The following is a 15,689-nucleotide window of genomic DNA, read 5'->3' as shown; positions in this document are numbered from 1 at the left end:
TGGCTGCCGCTGGCCACCGGGCGCTGCGGATGACGCCAGGCCTGGCCTGCACCGCGTATCGCCACCGTGTCGCCGCATCAGCATACTGAGGGAAAAGGCGCGTCTATGTCTGCTACAGGGCGGTTTGCTCACTACCCGCGCGGGATTTTTTTCCGGCATTTTTCCCTGGCCACGCTGGCGACGGGATGTGTCGTGCTGGCATGCCTGGCCATCCTGATGATCCAGCTGTCGACGCTATGGCGCGCGCGTGAAGTGCGCCTGCACGATGCGCGCGACGCGGCTGCGAATGTCAGCCAGGCTGTCGCACAGCATGCCTACGATACGCTCAAGGAGGTCGATACGCTGTTGCTGGGACTGGTCGAGCGCGGCGCCTTGCCGGGAGCGTCAGGCTTCGACCCATCCCGCATGCAAGCGCTGTTGAGGAGCCGTGTCGCAGAACTTCCTCAATTGCAGGCCATCATTGTCTTTGCCGATGATGGCAGGCCATTGCTCAATTCCGGGACGACGATGCCAGTCAATCTCGACAACCCGGACAATGCATATCTTCATTATCATCGTTTGCATAATGACCTGCAGCCTTATCTGGGGACGGGCGCGGGGCGGTTGGCGCATAGCGAGTGGATCATGGCGGTGTCGCGCAGAATTAATCTTCCCGACGGGAGTTTCGGCGGCGTTGTGCTCGCCACTATCCGCCTCGACTATTTCAGGAAATTCTATGAAGACTTTTCCATAGGCGAGCAAGGTACGATTCTGATGACACATGATGATGCCAGGCTCGTCTTGAAAATTCCCTATGCTGGCGGGGGAGCGGAAGCGGCGGAAATGCCATTCAGGCTGTACAGTCGGGGCTTGGGCGGTAGAGCAATGATCATCAGCTATCGCAAGATCAGCGCATATCCGCTGCTGGTCTTGACGGTCTTGTCGCAGGATGAAGTCCTGCGTGGCTGGCGCAACGATGCCTACCTGCACCTTGCGGCGTTGAGCGCCTTGATCTTGCTCATCGGATTTTTTGGCCGCCGCTTGCTCAGCCAGCTGAACTCGCGCCTCATCATCGAGGAGCGGTTCAAGGCGTCGAGCGATGAATTGAAAGTATCGAACCAGCGCCTGACCAACCTCGCCCTGCACGATGGCTTGACGGGCCTGGCAAACCGACGGAGTTTCGACGAGGCATTGACTGTCGAGTTCAGCCGCGCCCAGCGGGCAGGAAATTCCCTGGGCCTGATGATGGTCGATGTGGATTTTTTCAAACAGTATAACGACATTTATGGCCATGTGGCTGGCGATGAATGCCTGAAGAAAATCGCCAGCGTGGTCGCCACGGGCATGCGCAGGGCGGGCGATATGGCCGCACGCTATGGCGGCGAGGAAATGGTGCTGCTCTTGCCGGGGGCGGATATCGACGGCGCCGTATCGCTTGCGGAAAGCCTCCGTCGCGGCATCGAGAACGCGGGCATTGCCCATACTGGCAGTCCCCTGTGCAAGGTAACGGTCAGCATCGGCGTGGCGGTGTTTCCCCTGATTAAAATGGAAATGCTAGCCACCACCCTGCTCAATGCCGCCGACCATGCCCTGTACAAGGCCAAGGCATCGGGCCGCAACAACGTCTGCACCTGCGATTCTCGCGAAAAGAAGTTCTCCCGCATAGATGCCGTGGAAATCAATGAAAACTGGTGCCAGGAGTACCTGGGGCAGGCCGGCATGGCAGCTTCGCAGGGCTGACGATGGCCGCCAGGCCGATGCGCACGGGGTGTCGGCGCCGGCTCGTCCGTCAGTGCGGAGCATGCATCCTCCATGCCGAGTATTTTTTGATAACTGTGTTGCCTGGAGGGCCAATGTTTATCCACCGCATTGATGTAGATCATTACTGGCGCGTGACCGGCCATGCTTGAAGCGATACAGTCAGTATCAGCAGGCAGCACATTTCGCCCTCGGCGGCAAGCGCGTGGGGCTATTCAGGTACTGCCATGCACACCGGGCAAACGCACGACGACAGGAGATCACCCATGCATGCAGATATCTGGATAGTTCGGAACGGCAGTGATTATTTCTTGTTGCATGGCCATATGCGCCTGCATTCCACCTTGAACGGGGCTGGCGCCGCCTTCGTCGAGGTGGCGCATGAGGGCGTCGTCAAGATCACACGCGTATCGGGCTGTCTTCAGGTCGAATCAGGCAATGCGCTGTCACCACTTTGTGTCCAACGGACAACAGTCAAGGCCTTGGGCGAGAAACTGCCCGGCACCTGGTGACGGACGGCGGCCAGGCGCGTCACGGCGCCGGGCGCTCACCTTGATCCACGGCACGCATGCCGGCTGCGCGTTGTGCAAAAAGTGGGATTTTTTCATGCCTGTTACTGAGCTCGCTATTGCGCTAATATAAACTATGATTGTTGTTTAGTACATCTCCATCCACGAACCTTGCAAGATGTGATGCTGCAGGGGCAACTGCTAACGATGGGCATGGTTAATATGTGCGCGAAGCGAAGAAAGTACTTTGCCGTTCCTTTCCAGACTGAACAATATTGGAAATCATTGCGTCAGCATGCGGAACTGCGGCTTAAGCAGAGACTGGAATCGTCCAGGCGCCGCTCCCACGAGCGCTATCCCGCGTCGCTGCAAGCCACGCATCGCGAGATGAGCGTGCGCGAGATCGAGCTGGAAATGCAGAACGATGAGCTGCGCACCGCCCAGGCAGCGCTGAAAAATACCGGCGAACTGTATAACCGCCTGTACGACCAGGCGCCAGTCGGCTACATCAGCATGGATGCCCGCGGCATCATCATCCAATCCAATCTCACCGCATCGGCCTTGCTGGGCACGGCGCCCGAAATGCTGCCCGGGCAGCCGCTCACGCGTTTCATTGTGCCTGACGACCAGGATATTTTTTACTTCCTGCGCCAGCGCCTGCTGGACCGCGATGCATCGCATTCGGCCGTACTGCGCATGAAAAAGGGGGAAGGCGACGTATTTTCCGCCATGCTGGAGGCCAAGCTGAGCCAGGAGCATTTCGGACCCGGGGTCGTGTTGTTGGTACTCAACGATATTACCGAGCGCACTGTGGCGGCGGCGCAGCTGCATGCCAGCGAGGAGCGATTTCGCGGGGCATTTGAAAATTCGTCCTTGGGCATGATCATGGCGGACATGGAGGGCCGCTGGGTGACGGTGAACCGGGCGCTGTCCGAGATGCTGGGCTATACGGCGCCGGAACTGCTGGCGATTGGATACCTGAAACTGACGCATCCCGACGACGTTGCCAACAGCGTGCAATTCGGGCGGCGCCTGTGCAGCGGCGAGATCAGCAGCTATCGCATCGAAAAGCGCTACCTGCACAAGGATGGCCATGCCATATGGGCCATCCTCAGTGCCACGACGGTGTGCGGCGCCACCGGACTTTCCCGGCAATACGTGGGCATGGTGGAGGACATCAGCGTGCGCAAGCTGGCATTGGAAACGCTGGAAAAGTCGCACGAGCAACTGCGCCAGTTCATTGCCCATCAGGAGCGCGTGAAGGAGGGGGAGCGCATTCGGATCGCAAGGGAGATGCACGACGAACTAGGCAGTGTCTTAACTGGAGTCAAGGCCCACCTTTCCGTGGCCCTGATACATGACCAGCGCAACGGCGGTATGTTGCAGACTCGGCTAGAGGATGCCTGTGCCTTGCTCGATACGGCTACCGCAGCCGTACGCAGGGTGATCACCGAACTGCGGCCCAGCGTGCTCGACCAGCTTGGCGTATGGGCGGCGCTGGAGTGGCACGCGGAAGAGGTCTGTGCCAGGGCGGGGCTCGTCTGCCGGACCCATATTCCGCCTGAGACTGTCCTGCTGGAGCTCGATCCCGAGCGCAGCACTGCCTTGTTCCGCATATTGCAGGAAGCGTTAACCAATGTCGTTCGCCATGCCGGGGCAACGCGGGTCGATGTGCGCGTCACCCACGACGCTTCGTCGATCCGGATGGAGGTGGAAGATGACGGCAAGGGCATCGATTGCGAGAGCCTGCTGACGGCCAATTCGTGGGGGCTGGCGGGCATGCGTGAGCGCGCCCGGCATTTTGGCGGCGATATCCGTTTCATGGCCATCGCGCATGGAACCTTGTTGGTCGTGCAATTGCCGGTACGGGGGGGCGCATGAGATGCGGGAAGATCAGGGTGCTGCTGGTGGACGACCATGTCGTTGCCCGCAACGGCATTCGCTTGATGCTCGGTACGGACGACGGCATCGAAGTCGTTGCCGAGGCCGAGACTGCACGCGCGGCATTGTATCTGCTGCAGGCACAGGCGTTTGATGTTGCCATTGTCGACATCGGCCTGCCCGATCAGAATGGCTTGCAATTGTTAAGGAAATTACGCCGCGAGTGGCCACGCATGGCCGTCCTGATGCTGTCCATGTATGCCGAGACGGTGTACGCCGTACGGGCGCTGCAATACGGCGCCGCTGGCTACCTGACCAAGAACTGCAATGCCTCCGTCCTGCTTGGCGCAGTACACAAGGCTGCCTGCGGAGGGAAATACATTAGCTCGGCGGTGACGGAAAATCTGGCCGACATGATCAGCGGCAGCAGGATGGCCTGGCACGAGCAACTGTCGGATCGGGAACTGGAGGTCCTGCGGCTGCTTGCCAATGGGGAAGACCTGGCGGATATCGCGCAAATATTGCATTTGAGTATTAATACCGTGGGCACTTACCGGGCGCGCCTGCTGGAAAAGACGCGGGCCAAGAACAATGTGCAGCTGACCCGGTTTGCCATCGAGCATGGCATCGGGCCACCGATTTCCGGCAGCGACTAGCCTGCGCTCGGTCCACCGCGCCGCGCCGACGGAAGCGACGCGCCCCGGCTGCCGTGCTTGTCAAGCCTGGCTTGCTGTCTTCGCGATGGAGGCCAGTATCGCCGTGGTCTGTTGCGTGAGCGAATTGATGCTTGCCATTGCTTTCATGGGCTGGTCGTTGGCCAGCGCCTCGATGGCGCGATAATTGAGGATATGCAGATCTTTGCCGTCCGTGCTGATCCAGCCCTGGCGGCGGAATTTCGACATCAGGCGACTGACGCTTTCCATCGTCAAGCCGATATAGTTGCCGATGTCTTCACGCGACATCAGTACCGTGAAGTCGTGGCGCGAGTAGCCGCGGGCCGCGAAACGGCTCGACAGATCCAGCAGGAAGGTGGCAAAGCGCAGCTCGGCCGAACTGCCCAGGAAGCGCATGACGCGCTGATCCCGGTTGATTTCCTCGCTCAAGAGGCGATGGAAGTGTTGTTGTAGCGCTGGAATGCTTGCGCACAGCATCTGCAACTGCGCAAAGGGGACCTCGCACACCTCGCTGTCTTCAAGCGCCATGGCATTGCTGTCATGAATGCCGGTACTGATGGCGCTCATGCCCAGGATCTCGCCCGCCATGTGAAAGCCCATCACATGCTGTTTGCCATGTGCATTATCACGGAAGGTCTTGAACTGGCCGCCGTGAATAATGTACAGGCAATGAAACGGTTCACCCACCCTTAAGAGCAACTCATTGCGCTCCATCCAGTGCCGTTTGCCGATGAGTCTGTCGACCTGAGCGACGCTACGTTCATCCAGGCCGTAGGGCAGGCAGCGCATCCTTGAACTGCATTTCGCGCAGGTATTGCCGCTGCTGTAATTTTTCGCTGGCAAGGACTGATCGGTCGAGAGCAAGGCGTTCATGGGTTCCTCTTATTGCTGTTTATGATTTGCATCAAGTTTTTGTGTTTCTGACTACATGCCTGATAGTATGTGCGCACCCAGGCACAGTGGCTATAAGCTTAACCCTTGGTCTTGTGTAGTAATTTTCTCAAACTTTTGCGTAGGGAATCCCCTACATTTCTTCTTCGCCAGTACGCATGGACGGGGTCTGCCCGGCAGCGGTGGCGGGTGCAGCGAGGCGTTGACGCCGCCAGCCGTTCGGCGCAGAATCAAATGCATGAAAATCAGCGAATCACGCTAGGCAAGGCATGTTCGGGACCTTGACCATGGAAGCGGGAATCATCCGGGTGCTGTTGGTTGACGACCATGCCATCGCGCGCAATGGCGTGTCGCTGATGCTTGGCACGGCGGCTGACATTTGCGTTGGCGCCCAGGCGGCGTCCTTTGACGACGCGACTGATCGTATTGCATCCGAGCAATTCGATGTGGCCCTCATTGACATTGCCATGCCGGGAAAAAGCGGCTTGCAACTGCTGCAAGCCTTGCGCCTGGCCAGGCCAGGCATGGGGCTGCTGATCCTGAGTCATTATTCGGAAGAAATCTATGGCTTGCGGGCATTCAGCCTGGGGGCATCTGGCTACCTGAGCAAGGATGTTTCGGCCGACGTTCTTGTGCAGGCCGTGCGCAAGGTGGCATCGGGAGGGAAATATGTCAGCCCGGCGATGGCGGACCAGTTGACAATGGTGCTTGCGCAGGGGCCCTTGGGTACGCACGAGAACCTGTCCGAGCGCGAACTGCAGGTGTTCCAGCGCCTCGCTGCTGGCCAGTCGCTGGTGCAGATCGGCGCCGCTCTGAATTTGCGCCCGAATACCGTCACGAGCTATCGCGCGCGCATCCTGAAAAAGATGAAAATGGCATGTAACGCCGAGTTGACGCGCTATGCGCTGGAACTTGGCATGCTGTAGGCTGCCCACGGCTCTGTCGGGAAAAGAACCCGCGTGACACGCGCGCCATGGGACCGGACGTTCGGTAGCGACCGAGCGTCGTGCTGGTGACTGGGGAGCGATGATGAAACTGACGTTTTTGGGCGCGACGGGGACCGTGACCGGGTCGAAATACCTGGTCAGCAGCGGCAATGAGCGGATTATGGTCGATTGCGGCCTGTTCCAGGGGTATAAGCAGTTGCGTTTGCGCAACTGGGCCGGCTTGCCGCTGGCGCCGGCCGAGATCACTGCCGTCGTGCTCACGCATGCCCACCTGGACCACAGCGGCTACCTGCCGCTGCTGGTGCGCGACGGCTTTCGCGGCAAGATTTATGCGAGTGCCGCGACGTGCGACCTGTGCCGCATCATTTTGCCCGACAGCGGCCGCCTGCTGGAAGAGGAGGCCGAGTACGCGAATCGCCACAGCTTCAGCAAGCATCATCCCGCCTTGCCCCTGTACACCGAGGCCGATGCCCTCCTGGCGCTCGAACAGCTCGCTCCCATGGCGTTCGGCCAGCCCTTCGGCATTGGCTCGTCATTGCGCGTGGAGCTGCAGCGTGCCGGGCATATCCTTGGCGCGGCCAGCGTGCTGCTGCAGGGCGAGGGCATCCGCGTCGTCTTTTCCGGCGACCTGGGGCGTCCGAACGACGTGCTCATGGCACCGCCTGAGCCCTTGCCGCCCGCCGACTACCTGGTCGTGGAATCGACGTATGGCGACCGGTGCCATGAAGCCAGCGACGCCATCGAACTGCTGGGCAAGACCATCAGCGAGACTGCCGCGCGCGGCGGCGTGACGATCATCCCCGCCTTTGCCGTCGGACGGGCGCAGACGATACTGTATGACGTGCATCTGCTCAAGCAGCGCGGCGCCATCCCGGCGCTGCCCGTGTACCTGAACAGCCCCATGGCGGTCGACGCCACCATGCTGTACCGCCGCTATCCGCACGATCACCGCCTGACGCCGGCGCAGTGCGAGGCCATGTCGCACGCGGCCACGATCGTCAACAGCGCACAGGAGTCGATCGAGCTGAACCAGCGCCGCATGCCGATGGTGATCATCGCCGCCAGCGGCATGGCGACGGGCGGGCGCGTGCTGCACCACCTGAAGGCGTTCGCGCCGGATCGCCGCAACAGCATCCTGTTTGCGGGTTTTCAGGCCGGCGGCACGCGCGGCGCCTCGCTGGTCGCTGGCGCTGACGCCGTCAAGATCCATGGCGCGTATGTGCCAGTACGTGCCACCGTCCGACAGATCAGCAACCTGTCCGCGCATGCCGATGGCGATGAATTGATGGCCTGGATGGCGCCGTTGCGCCAGGCGCCACGCCACACCTTCATCACCCATGGCGAGCCGGATGCCGCCGAAGCGCTGCGGCGGCGCATAGGCGAGCAGCTTGGCTGGGAATGCAGCGTGCCGGCGTATGGCGACGAAGTGACGTTGACATGATGCGCCATGCACCGTCGCCGCCGCGCACCGCCGTCGCCGCCTCGGCATTGCGCTTGCGGCGCCTGGGCATCGACACTTATCAGGAAGCCATCGCCTATATCCGCAGCGATAGCCCCGTCTGCAAGGCGGAGGGCTTCGAAGCGCGTTCGCGGCTGGAGCTGTGGTGCGGCGAGCGCAGGATCGTCGCGACCCTGAATGTCGTGCATTTCCCCCTGATCGACATGGACGAAATCGGCCTGTCGGAGGCCGCCTGGATGGCATTCGGGCAGGCCGACGGGCAGGTGGTGCAAGTTGGCCATGCACCGGCGGTGGAATCGTTCTCGGCCGTGCGCGGCAAGATCTATGGCCGTCCCTTAGGCAACGAGGCAATCACGGCCATTATCAATGACATCGCCGCCGGCGCGTATTCGGACATCGAGCTGGCGACGCTGATCACGGCGTGCTCGGGAAGCCGGCTCGACCTGGCCGAAACGGCGGCATTGACCATGGCCATGGTCCATGCGGGGCAGCGCCTGCGCTGGGATGCCCCTGTCGTGGCGGACAAGCATTGCGTCGGCGGCTTGCCAGGCAACCGCACCACGCTGCTGGTGGTGCCTATCGTCGCCGCCTGCGGCTTGCTGATACCCAAGACTTCCTCGCGCGCCATCACGTCGCCGGCGGGGACGGCGGACACCATGGAAACCCTGGCGCCGGTGGAATTGACGGCGCAGCAGATGCACGGCGTGGTGGAGCAGGAGGGCGGCTGCATCGCCTGGGGCGGGGCTGTAGCGCTGAGCCCGGTGGATGATTTGCTCATCCGCGTGGAGCGGCCGCTGGGGCTCGACAGCGATGGCTTGCTGGTAGCGTCCATCCTGTCGAAGAAAGCGTCGGCGGGCGCCACGCACGTGCTGATCGACATGCCCGTGGGGCGCACCGCCAAGGTCCGCTCGCCCGAGGCCGCCGCTATCCTGGCCGCGCGCCTGGGGGAGGTCGCGCGCAGCCTGGGCATGGCGCTGCGCGTGCAGATGAGCGACGGTACGCAGCCCGTTGGCCGCGGTATCGGTCCGGCGCTCGAAGCGCTCGACGTGCTGGCCGTGTTGCAGAATCACGGCGGCGCGCCGGATGACTTGCGCCAGCGGGCCCTGGCGCTGGCCGCAGGCTTGCTGGAGCTGGCCGGCAAGGCGTCCCAGGGCGCCGGCCTGGCCATGGCCGCCGCGGCCCTGGACAGTGGCGCCGCCTGGCGCAAATTCCAGGCCATCTGCGCCGCCCAGGGCGGGATGCGCGAGCCGCCGCGCGCCGCCTTTACGCAGCCATTGTGTGCATTGCACGCTGGCACGGTCCTGGCCATCGACAACCGCCTGCTGGCCCGGACGGCCAAGCTGGCCGGCGCGCCCAAGACGCCGGCGGCAGGCATGGTGTTTCATGCGCCGCTGGGGACGGTGGTGGCGGTGGGGCAACCGCTGTTCACCTTGCATGCGGGTTCCCCCGGCGAACTCGCGTATGCGCTCGCCTATGCACAGGCCCAGGATAATCTCGTCACGATCGGCGACGCCGCGATAGGCGCCGGCCTGGCCGGCGCGGAATAAGGCTGCCGCCGGCGCTCAGGCGGCGCGAAAGACCAGTACCGGCACGGGGCTGTGCACGAGGACCTTGTGTGTTTCGCTTCCCAGTAGCACGCCTTTCAAGCCGAATTTGCCGTGCGTCGCCATGGCGATCAGGTCGCAGCCGTTTGCCTGGGCGGCCTCGAGTATTTTTTCATTCGGGGAATCGGCGCGCGTCAGGAAGGTGGCGCATTCGACGCCGGCTTCGCGTGCCTGCCGCAGGACGACATCGAGCACTTTCTTGCCGTTCTCCATGCTTTCTTCCAGATAAGTTGCGCGGGTCGCCTCCAGCATCTCCGTATCATGGCTGAGGACGTGAAATTCCGGCACCACGTGCAGCGCGGTAATGCGCGCGCCGCACGAATGCGCCAGCGCGATGGCTGACAGCAGCGCAGTCCGCGAGGCGGGCGACCCGTCCGTTGGAACCAGTATGTGCTTGAACATGGTGCTCTCCTCGAACTTGTTGTGGAGCGTACAGTGTGCCGTTGATACCGCAGAGAAACCATGATCCAGATCATTGTGACGACAGCAAATGGATGCCAGGCATCGCCGCCCAGGCCGGGTGGTGCCCGGCATGCCCGCTTGCGATGCGCACGGCTCCTGCCGATCAGCGATGTTGCCTTGATGTAAATTGATGCGGCCGGGCAGGCGAAGCCGGCGATAGCGGACGCAGGTGGTGCAGGCACGGCGCGGATTGCTGTTCCGCGTCAGCACGCGGGACCAGCAGGGCCAGGGCCGCGCGCTGCCGCCGCTAAGTAACCCCCAATAAATGATTGTGATTTCTGACTTCCATAACCGGCGCTCTGCGGCGTTGCCCGCTGCTAACAGTGCTCGCACTGCGGCGCAGCGGGCGTCTTGCATGGCATTTGCTTCTGTTCGTCATAAATTCACAATAATTTCCTGAGGATTACTTAGCGGTCCGGCGCACTGGCTGCCGCAAGCGCCTGCTGCAGCCCTTGGGCCTGGTCATTGCTGACGCGATCGGCCAGCACGTCGCCGACGGCCAGCGTGCGGTGGTAATAGGCGTCGGTCAATTGCTCGTCGTAGCGGATATCGTCCACGCTGACAGCCACCGCATCGGCGAAAAGGCCTTTCGTGCCGGACCAGGCGATGACGTCCCCCTTGCCAACGGTTCCGCGTGCCACTTTTTTCCAGTTGCGGACCGTCAGTCCCGCATCGGCACTGACGGAAAAGCTGCTGCGCTGCTGGAACTGCCGCATGGCCTTGTCGTTGAGCAATACGAAGACGAATGGGCCAGCTTCGACGCCGGCCTGCAGCCCGATGCCCAGTGCTCCCAGCTTGAAAAATGCGGGAGCGCTCCAGCTGCCGTCGCCCCGCTTGCCCAGCAGCACTCCGGTGCCGCCGCTGGCGCCGATGGCCAGCGCCGCACGGCGGTAGGCGGGCAGAATGAAGACGCCCTTCGACCAGCGCAGCGCTTCCGTCATCAGCGGATCCTTCGCCAGCACGGCCACAGCCGTGCGCGCGGTGTCGACATGCTGATTTGCCGTCGCCTGCAACTGCACTCTGGCCATCTCCTGGTCGGACGCAAGGCCATCCTTAGGCTGGGACAGGGCTTGCGCTGGCGCGCAAGCGAGCAGCGCGCCGCACAGCAGGCTGCCAAGCGGTTTCATGTAGGCAATCATGGCCATACTCCTGTTTAAATGGGGGCAACGGCCTTTCACACTACAGTCAGGCAGGCATCGCTTGCCATGATCTGCATCAATACCGGGCCCGAATAATGGTGCGCAGCCGCTCAGTCGCCGGTGATGGCTGTCGTCCGGCCAGGAGGCGCATGCGTGCCGATTAGCGTCGTTCTTGATATCGATCATTTTCCAGGCAGACAAGCGGGAGTTGGCCCTTTATAGTGAGCTTGGGTATCCGGTTGCCGCAGCCCGGTTCTTCCCTGCGGCATCGATTTTTGTTCAGGAGGCAGGAGATGGCACAGCATATGATGCATTTTGATCCGCTCAGCGACATCGCAAGATTCGACCCCATGCGCAGCATGGACGATTTTTTGAAGGACATGGGCTTCAAGGATGCGCTCAAGGACTTTGGCCGACCGTCGCCGATCCGGCTCGACGTCACGGAAAGCGAGCAAGCCTACCAGATCAAGGCTGAGTTGCCTGGCTTTAAGGTGGACGATATTTCGGTGGACATCGATGGCAACCGCGTCTCCATCTCGGCCGAATCCAGGCAGGAACACGAAGAGACGAACGGTCAGAAAGTCGTGCGCCGCGAGCGCCATGCGGGACAGTATTTCCGCAGTTTCTCGCTGGCACAGGACATCGACGCCGACAAGGCCGTGGCCAGGTACCGTGACGGCGTGCTCGACATGGAGCTGCCCAAGCTGCTCGGCGGCAGTGCAAAGCGCCTGCAGATCAGTTAGGGGAAGCATGGCGGGCCGTTTCAGGCAACGGAGGGGAAGTGAAGAAAAATGCACTCACAAGCGAGCCTTTGCCATTGATGGGGCCGGGTACCTTCGAACTCGATGCCGACATCAGTGCCCTGGGCATGGCCCTCATCGAAGTATTGAAGCTGCGCCAGTCGCAGCGCGAATTTGGCGAGCGCGAGCTGTCCTGGTACCGGCTGTCGCGCCTGCTGTGGGCCGCCGATGGCTGCAACCGCCCCGGCACGGGCCATCGAACGGCGCCCTCCGTCTGCAATGCGCAGGAAATCGACATCTACGTCGCCATGTCCAGCGGCCTGTACCTGTATGACCCGCTGGCACCGTCATTGCGCCAACTGAGCGCCGTGGATATCCGCGCCGTGACGGGGAAGCAGGATTTCGTGGCGACGGCGCCCGTCAACCTGCTGTACGTCGCCAATTTGTCGCGCATGCCGCCCGAGGAGCAGGCCAGGCAGTTGCTGTTTGCCGCCCTCGATGCCGGCCACATCAGCCAGAACGTGTACCTGTTTTGCGCCGCCGAGGGCCTGGCGGTGGTGTCGCGTGGCTGGTTCGACCAGCGGGAGCTGGCCGCAGCCATGGGCCTGGCGGATGGGCACCATGTGATGCTGGCGCAATCGCTGGGCTATCCGCTGGCGGCCGCCGCGCCATCGCCTTATTCCTGAGCAGCGGGATGGCAGGGGCTGCGCCGGCAGGGTGCGATCCCCGCTCCCCAGGTGCGCCAGGAGCGCCGCCTTACTGGGAGGGAGCGCTTCTCTGCCACTGCCTGTAGCCGTCGTAGACGGATGAGTAGCTACTTTCCACCATAGATTTTTGCATGTCCAGCAGGATGGCGAAGAGATTGGAGCGGTAATCATCGTTCAAGGTGCATAGCGCTTTCAAGCTGCCCGGATCGAATTCATACAGATTGGCACCGCCCTTGTCTTGTACCCGCTGCAGCAGCGCGTTCATGTTTGCCTGCGACAGGTCCTGCAGGTAATGCAGGGTCAGGCGCGCAGCATCGGCGCTACTGTCGAGCGCATGCCGGGCCACCGCATTGTAGCGGTCGAGCAAGGTACTGCTGCCGGAAGTGAGCAGGTTGGCAAATTTGAGGTGAATGTCGGGCATGTTGGCTCTCCGGTGTTGGCGTGGCGCGGCACGCAGGTTCTGCTGCAGGAAACGCAGCCACCAGGTCAGTGTAGCGGCCGGCATCCGCGGCGGAAGCCGGGGAATTGATATGTATCAAGCGCAGCAATAATCGGCAAGGCATGGTGACTTACCCTGTTTCAGCTGACTTCAAACAATTCGGTGTGGCCGAAACCCAGTTCATAGTTCAGCAAGGAAATGACGCTTGGGCGGATGCGCAGGAAGACGAGGCCCGGCCACGGCGCGGCCGTGCCGGCCCCCATGATGTCGCGCATCTGGGGAAAGCGAAACAGCATCAGGTCGGCCACCTGCTCGGTTTCGTCGGCGTTGTCGACCAGGGCAGCCGTGCCCGCCATGGACAGGCCGCGGATATGCTGCCAGTCCTGGTACGCGGGCGTAATGGCCAGCGAGACCTTGTCGTGCTGGCGGATATTGTGCGCTTTCTGGCTGTTCAGCCCGATGCAGGAATACAGCGTCAGGCCGTCGTGCACGTAACTGACCACCGTCGTCTGCGGATAGCCATCCGGACGCACGGTGGCCAGGGCCATGTCCTGCGTGGCAGCGAGTACGTCGAAAATGAACTGGCGGTGGGATGAGTCCAGCGGCATCATGGTGGCTCCTTGACGCAATGCACGGTGGGCGCGCTGCGCCCGGACTTCGATAGTAGGAAATTGCGCCGTGCCTGGCAATGCGCCAGATCATGTGCAGGCGATGTTGCTGCTGCAGCTAGGTCGCGGATGCCGGCGCTGTCGTGGCGCGGGCATGGATATTGCCCGGCAGATAAGGTTATCTGGCGGCGCGGCAGTGGGCGGGAGGCAGCGCCGCCATGCTGCCCTGACTTCGTCGAGGTACGGCAGCGGGATGAGGCGCAGTTTGCGTCCCGTCCATGCGCGCGGACAATTCAGCTGCCCACCTGAAGCTGGTTCGTGACGGCGGTAATGCCCGGCGCCATCCAGGCCGCGCGCTCGACCTCGTCGCGTTCGCTCCAGGAACGCACCTTGCCACTGAGGATGACCGCGTCGCCATCCGCCTCGACCTTGATGCCGCTGGCCTCGATCAGGGCGCTGCGCTTCAGCGCCGCCTGGATGCGCGCCTTGATATCGGCCGGGATGGCCTTGTGGCTGATCGCGATGGCGTTCTCGATGCCGCGTATGCCATGCATGTGACGCAGTGCCAGTTGGGCGTGCTCGCGCTGGTAGTTCCAGTCGACCGTGCCTTCCAGCCTGACATGGCCGTGCTCGACGATGACCTTGATCGTTTTCGACGATACGGGCAGCTGCAGCGCGATGGCGGCAATGGCGTCGTGGGCAATTTCCGCGTCCAGCCGCGAGTGGGGGCGCACCTCGATGTCATTGGCCACGCCCAGCACGCCGGCGAGGCGTTGCGCGTCGCGCTCCGCGTGCAGCTTGTGGCTGTAGGCGTGCACGAAGCCCGATAGCGCGACGACGCGGTCGTTGACCGAGACGCCAATATGGCTGGGATCGATGCTCACATCCCACAGCAATTCCTGTTCGACTTGCGTCTTGATGTCGTTGTCGGTGATCATGAACGTGCTCCCAGTCGGACAAGAAAGCGCCTGCGGCCTGCGCCGCGGCGTCGGCGGCGCCCCTCAGTGGCCCAGCAATACTGGCAGGCGCGACTGGCTCAGCAGGCTGTGCGTGGTGCCGCCGAGCACCCATTCCTGGAAGCGGCTGCGGCCGAATGCCCCTGCCACGATCAGGTCCGCGCCGCTGTCCTGGGCCAGGCGGCACAGCGCCGTACCGCATTCTTCGCTCGTTTCGCTGCGGCTCACTTCCGCGCGCACGCCATGGCGCGCCAGGTAGGTGGCCAGGTCCGCGCCCGGCTCCTGTCCATGCTGCCCGTAATGCTGGCGCGGGTTCAGCACGATGATCTGCACGCGCTGCGCCCGCACCAGCAGCGGCAGCGCGCCAGCGACCGCGCGGCTGGCCTCGGCAGTGGCGTTCCAGCCGATGACGACGGAGCGGCCGGGGATGGTCACGGGGCCATCGCCATCGGGGATGACGAGCAAGGGGCGGGCGCTGTGCAGGGCGAGATAGGCGGGCAGGCGGGTCGACCAGATCAGCGACCGGTCGCTCAGGTCGCTCTGGCCCGTGATGACCAGATCGCAGTACAGCGACTGCAGTATCAGCGCATCGGCCGCGCTGCTGTCCTGAAAGCGGGTTTCATACGAGGCGACGCCCAGCTGGCGGCAACGCTCGTCGAAGCGCGCCAGCTGCTCCCGCGCCGCTTCCCGCAAGGGTTCGTAGTCGATCGGCGGGGGCGGCGCCAGCGTGACCGCCCCGTAGACCAGGTAATCGAGTTGCGGCCCGCCGCTGGCGACGGTTCCTATCAGATGGGAATCAGCTTCGCTGGCGAGCGCCGCTGCCACTTGCAGGCGCCGTTCGAAGCCGGAAAACTGGTCGGCATACATCAGGATGGTCTTGTACATGTTGGACTCCGTTAAAAATTCACGATACCTGTTTCCGGCGCGCCTGTAAGG

The 15,689-nt window shown here is 62.6% G+C and carries 16 protein-coding genes; 9 read left to right on the top strand and 7 right to left on the bottom strand.

Annotated elements, in window-relative coordinates:
- Positions 1-105 precede the first annotated feature (105 nt).
- The 4 genes from AC07VI_RS08865 (at position 106) to AC07VI_RS08850 (ending at position 4,783) form a co-directional block, all read left to right on the top strand.
- Positions 106-1,719: a sensor domain-containing diguanylate cyclase gene (locus tag AC07VI_RS08865; RefSeq protein WP_492994438.1), complete on the top strand. Its 1,614-nt coding sequence runs from the start codon at positions 106-108 to the stop codon at positions 1,717-1,719.
- 284 nt (positions 1,720-2,003) lie between these two features.
- Positions 2,004-2,249 (top strand): hypothetical protein, encoded by a 246-nt coding sequence (locus tag AC07VI_RS08860; RefSeq protein ID WP_086146957.1) that lies wholly within the window; start codon positions 2,004-2,006, stop codon positions 2,247-2,249.
- A gap of 180 nt (positions 2,250-2,429) precedes the next feature.
- Positions 2,430-4,127 (top strand): PAS domain-containing sensor histidine kinase, encoded by a 1,698-nt coding sequence (locus tag AC07VI_RS08855; protein WP_099374341.1) that lies wholly within the window; start codon positions 2,430-2,432, stop codon positions 4,125-4,127.
- Between the two features lie 26 nt (positions 4,128-4,153).
- Positions 4,154-4,783 carry a response regulator transcription factor gene (locus AC07VI_RS08850; RefSeq protein WP_319017158.1) on the top strand — a complete coding sequence of 210 codons (630 nt, stop codon included), beginning with the start codon at positions 4,154-4,156 and terminating at the stop codon, positions 4,781-4,783.
- Positions 4,784-4,843: 60 nt separating this feature from the next.
- Here AC07VI_RS08850 and AC07VI_RS08845 read toward each other — a convergent pair whose 3' ends face one another.
- Entirely contained in the window at positions 4,844-5,674 is an 831-nt protein-coding gene (locus AC07VI_RS08845) for a helix-turn-helix domain-containing protein (RefSeq protein ID WP_492994436.1), read from the bottom strand.
- A gap of 305 nt (positions 5,675-5,979) precedes the next feature.
- On the opposite strand from AC07VI_RS08845, the gene AC07VI_RS08840 reads away from it, so the two are divergent.
- The 3 genes from AC07VI_RS08840 to AC07VI_RS08830 all read left to right on the top strand — a co-directional run bounded on the left by AC07VI_RS08840 (position 5,980) and on the right by AC07VI_RS08830 (position 9,645).
- On the top strand, positions 5,980-6,618 hold the full coding sequence (locus tag AC07VI_RS08840) for a response regulator (RefSeq protein ID WP_086146978.1): 639 nt from the start codon (positions 5,980-5,982) through the stop codon (positions 6,616-6,618).
- A 103-nt stretch (positions 6,619-6,721) separates the two neighbouring features.
- Positions 6,722-8,080, top strand: coding sequence for an MBL fold metallo-hydrolase RNA specificity domain-containing protein (locus tag AC07VI_RS08835; protein ID WP_492996333.1), 1,359 nt, complete (start codon positions 6,722-6,724; stop codon positions 8,078-8,080).
- Positions 8,077-9,645, top strand: a complete 1,569-nt coding sequence (locus AC07VI_RS08830; protein WP_099374342.1) for a thymidine phosphorylase family protein — start codon at positions 8,077-8,079, stop codon at positions 9,643-9,645. The genes AC07VI_RS08835 and AC07VI_RS08830 overlap by 4 nt, the downstream gene beginning before the upstream one ends.
- Before the next feature lie 15 nt (positions 9,646-9,660).
- On the opposite strand, the gene AC07VI_RS08825 is transcribed toward AC07VI_RS08830, so the two are convergent.
- On the bottom strand, positions 9,661-10,521 hold the full coding sequence (locus AC07VI_RS08825) for a universal stress protein (RefSeq protein WP_226935709.1): 861 nt from the start codon (positions 10,519-10,521) through the stop codon (positions 9,661-9,663).
- 50 nt (positions 10,522-10,571) lie between these two features.
- Positions 10,572-11,303 (bottom strand): lipid-binding SYLF domain-containing protein, encoded by a 732-nt coding sequence (locus tag AC07VI_RS08820; RefSeq protein ID WP_157792298.1) that lies wholly within the window; start codon positions 11,301-11,303, stop codon positions 10,572-10,574.
- A 293-nt stretch (positions 11,304-11,596) separates the two neighbouring features.
- Between AC07VI_RS08820 and AC07VI_RS08815 the strand changes: the two genes are divergently transcribed.
- Together AC07VI_RS08815 and AC07VI_RS08810 are read left to right on the top strand one after the other, a co-directional pair.
- Complete coding sequence (locus tag AC07VI_RS08815) at positions 11,597-12,046, top strand: Hsp20/alpha crystallin family protein (RefSeq protein ID WP_226935707.1); 450 nt, start codon at positions 11,597-11,599, stop codon at positions 12,044-12,046.
- A gap of 38 nt (positions 12,047-12,084) precedes the next feature.
- On the top strand, positions 12,085-12,729 hold the full coding sequence (locus AC07VI_RS08810) for a SagB/ThcOx family dehydrogenase (RefSeq protein WP_216356375.1): 645 nt from the start codon (positions 12,085-12,087) through the stop codon (positions 12,727-12,729).
- 70 nt (positions 12,730-12,799) lie between these two features.
- Here the strand turns inward: AC07VI_RS08810 and AC07VI_RS08805 are convergent, their stop codons facing one another.
- From AC07VI_RS08805 to AC07VI_RS08790, 4 genes are all read right to left on the bottom strand, one after another.
- Positions 12,800-13,171 (bottom strand): hypothetical protein, encoded by a 372-nt coding sequence (locus AC07VI_RS08805; protein WP_139842566.1) that lies wholly within the window; start codon positions 13,169-13,171, stop codon positions 12,800-12,802.
- 158 nt (positions 13,172-13,329) lie between these two features.
- Positions 13,330-13,800 carry a pyridoxamine 5'-phosphate oxidase family protein gene (locus AC07VI_RS08800; RefSeq protein WP_492994431.1) on the bottom strand — a complete coding sequence of 157 codons (471 nt, stop codon included), beginning with the start codon at positions 13,798-13,800 and terminating at the stop codon, positions 13,330-13,332.
- A gap of 290 nt (positions 13,801-14,090) precedes the next feature.
- Positions 14,091-14,735 (bottom strand): BON domain-containing protein, encoded by a 645-nt coding sequence (locus tag AC07VI_RS08795; RefSeq protein ID WP_086146948.1) that lies wholly within the window; start codon positions 14,733-14,735, stop codon positions 14,091-14,093.
- A gap of 63 nt (positions 14,736-14,798) precedes the next feature.
- The gene (locus AC07VI_RS08790; RefSeq protein ID WP_086146947.1) at positions 14,799-15,638 is read right to left on the bottom strand and encodes a universal stress protein; all 840 of its coding nucleotides are present in this window, start codon (positions 15,636-15,638) and stop codon (positions 14,799-14,801) included.
- Positions 15,639-15,689 lie beyond the last annotated feature (51 nt).

It is taken from the genome of Janthinobacterium sp. GW821-FHT03A03 (genome assembly GCF_059421435.1).
This window is presented reverse-complemented; position numbering and strand designations above follow the sequence as displayed.

Excerpts from the sequence above, each read along its gene's own strand:
- AC07VI_RS08865 (WP_492994438.1), top strand. The coding sequence starts at position 106 with ATGTCTGCTACAGGGCGGTTTGCTCACTACCCGCGCGGGATTTTTTTC.
- AC07VI_RS08860 (WP_086146957.1), top strand. The coding sequence starts at position 2,004 with ATGCATGCAGATATCTGGATAGTTCGGAACGGCAGTGATTATTTCTTG.
- AC07VI_RS08855 (WP_099374341.1), top strand. The coding sequence starts at position 2,430 with ATGCTGCAGGGGCAACTGCTAACGATGGGCATGGTTAATATGTGCGCG.
- AC07VI_RS08845 (WP_492994436.1), bottom strand. The coding sequence starts at position 5,674 with ATGAACGCCTTGCTCTCGACCGATCAGTCCTTGCCAGCGAAAAATTAC.
- AC07VI_RS08840 (WP_086146978.1), top strand. The coding sequence starts at position 5,980 with ATGGAAGCGGGAATCATCCGGGTGCTGTTGGTTGACGACCATGCCATC.
- AC07VI_RS08835 (WP_492996333.1), top strand. The coding sequence starts at position 6,722 with ATGAAACTGACGTTTTTGGGCGCGACGGGGACCGTGACCGGGTCGAAA.
- AC07VI_RS08830 (WP_099374342.1), top strand. The coding sequence starts at position 8,077 with ATGATGCGCCATGCACCGTCGCCGCCGCGCACCGCCGTCGCCGCCTCG.
- AC07VI_RS08825 (WP_226935709.1), bottom strand. The coding sequence starts at position 10,521 with ATGCAAGACGCCCGCTGCGCCGCAGTGCGAGCACTGTTAGCAGCGGGC.
- AC07VI_RS08820 (WP_157792298.1), bottom strand. The coding sequence starts at position 11,303 with ATGATTGCCTACATGAAACCGCTTGGCAGCCTGCTGTGCGGCGCGCTG.
- AC07VI_RS08815 (WP_226935707.1), top strand. The coding sequence starts at position 11,597 with ATGGCACAGCATATGATGCATTTTGATCCGCTCAGCGACATCGCAAGA.
- AC07VI_RS08805 (WP_139842566.1), bottom strand. The coding sequence starts at position 13,171 with ATGCCCGACATTCACCTCAAATTTGCCAACCTGCTCACTTCCGGCAGC.
- AC07VI_RS08800 (WP_492994431.1), bottom strand. The coding sequence starts at position 13,800 with ATGATGCCGCTGGACTCATCCCACCGCCAGTTCATTTTCGACGTACTC.
- AC07VI_RS08795 (WP_086146948.1), bottom strand. The coding sequence starts at position 14,735 with ATGATCACCGACAACGACATCAAGACGCAAGTCGAACAGGAATTGCTG.
- AC07VI_RS08790 (WP_086146947.1), bottom strand. The coding sequence starts at position 15,638 with ATGTACAAGACCATCCTGATGTATGCCGACCAGTTTTCCGGCTTCGAA.